Origin of the sequence: Fusicatenibacter saccharivorans, assembly GCF_015557635.1 — a bacterium.
GTDB lineage: Bacteria > Bacillota > Clostridia > Lachnospirales > Lachnospiraceae > Fusicatenibacter > Fusicatenibacter saccharivorans.
The window spans coordinates 1-2,203 of record NZ_JADNOP010000041.1 but is presented as its reverse complement, the minus strand read 5'-3'; the positions used below and the strand labels follow the sequence as shown (position 1 = coordinate 2,203).

General features: G+C 40.1%; 1 protein-coding gene. It reads left to right on the top strand.

All coding sequences use genetic code 11. The annotated features are described in order from the left end of the window. The first annotated feature begins 594 nt into the window (after nucleotides 1–594). Nucleotides 595–2,061, top strand: coding sequence for a group II intron reverse transcriptase/maturase (gene ltrA / locus I2G42_RS16140; protein WP_082424990.1), 1,467 nt, complete (start codon nucleotides 595–597; stop codon nucleotides 2,059–2,061). Nucleotides 2,062–2,203: the final 142 nt, after the last annotated feature.

Here is a 2,203-nt window from a genome sequence, read left to right as displayed (position 1 = left end):
CATAGTGTGCGACTTGCAAGTTGTCATTTAAATTGTGATAAATTCACTACTACATCCGTTTGTAGTATTTCTACCGCATAGTGCCCAGTAAGTAATGAAAGGTGCGGAGCAGCGGGACAACGTGAGAAAGACAGAAACCACATCTGTCCTATTGCAAGGAAAAGATATGCAAGGTTAACGTATGTGAACTGTCGTAAGGGTCGTCACTCGTGTAAAAGGTGAAAGTGGTTGATACACCTTGACTAAAATAGTACGGAGTCAGGGACATGATAATTACTATGGTATCATGCCAAACGGACAGAGAACTCCCGGTCTATAGGCAGAACCTAAACATATCAAGATTATTTAAATGACGAAACAAGGTAAACCTTATGTGCTCCTGGGAAAAGGTAGGCTAATCGTAAGAAAAGCACAATGCACAGAAGGCAGAGGATGTTGGAAAAAGCGAAAGTTCATGTGTAATGCATGAAATAAGGGTTCAAGATTTGCCCTGTCCGAAAGGAAGCAGACTTCCAACGCGTATCAATTACATGAAGAAACTGGAAACTGTGAATGTATCAAGTTCAATGGCACATTTGTGAGGACAATACAGACATGAAACTTCAATGGAACCAGATAGATTGGAAGAAAGCAGAAGAACAAGTTAACAGGCTACAGATTCGAATTGTAAAGGCAACATTAGAACAAAAGCTGAGATTGGTTAAGAGATTACAGTATTTAATAACTAATTCATTTTACGCGAAGGCTCTGGCTGTTAAACGAGTGGTTAGCAACAGAGGAAAGAAAACTCCAGGTATAGATGGAGAATTTTGGAAATCTGATAAAGAAAAAGTAAACGCAGTAAGGAGCCTGGACTGCCAGACATATCATGCAAAACCATTGAAAAGGGTATATATCGAAAAGTTTGGCAAGAAAGAAAAGCGTCCTTTGGGAATACCTACTATGAGAGACCGGGCTATGCAGGCATTACAACTTCTTGCGCTGGAACCAGTGGCAGAAACAACTGCCGACAGGATCTCCTTTGGATTTCGGAAATACAGAAGTCCTGAAGATGCACGTGAGTATGCGTTTAGTGTACTTAGCAGAAAGGATTCTCCACAATGGATTCTGGAAGGGGATATAAAAAGCTGCTTTGATAAAATCAGCCATCGGTGGATGATGGATAACATTCCCGGAAACAAAAGAATTATGAAAGAGTTCATGCGTTGTGGATATGTAGAAAAGGGAAAGTTATATCCGACTATAGAAGGCTCTCCACAGGGAGGAGTTATCTCGCCAACTTATGCAAACATGGTACTTGATGGATTAGAACCCATGATACTGGATGTATACTGGAGAAGCAAAGTTAAAAGGACATTTAGTGTGAAGTACAATGCGCATAAAGTACATGTGGTGAGATTTGCTGACGATTTTATCGTTACAGCATCTGACAAAGAAACACTGAAAGAAATCAAACCAATGATAGAAAGATTTCTTGAAGAAAGAGGACTGAGACTGTCAGAAGAGAAAACGGTCATTACTCACATTAATGATGGATTCGACTTTCTGGGTTGGAACTTTCGTAAATTTAAAGGAAAACTGATTATCAAGCCGTCACATAAATCTATGAAGAAAATTACGAGAAAAATCAGTGAAATAATAAAAGAAAACCAGACAGCCACACAGGAAATACTCATAAAGAAAATAAATGAGGTGACAGTAGGATGGGCAAATTATCATCACTCATCATGTGCTAAGAAGTGCTTTCATACGTTGGATCATCGCATATGGGAAATGTTGTGGAGATGGTCCAAACGCAGACACCCAAACAAAAACAAGCACTGGATAGTTAACAAATACTGGAAAGAGCATAAAGGCAGAAAGTGGACATTTATGTCGGACAAAAACATCCTATTTCTGATGATGGATATGCCAATTGTGCGAAAAGGGCAAATATCTTTAAACAAGAATCCATTTCTTGACAGGGAATACTTTGAATGCCGAGCAAAAAGGCACCGTCTGAACCGAAAAAGAGCTATGAATTCCAATCGAGCCGCGCAAATGGGATATTATGCGTTATAGATACGTGAGCGGAATGCGGTGAAAGTCGCACGTTCCGTTCTTTGGGGAGGGAATAACCGTAAGGTTTGTCCCTTACCCGACAGCGAAGAAGTCTCTGTAATGGAGATGGAGCGAAGGGGCGAACAATCAATAAGTTTGAGTA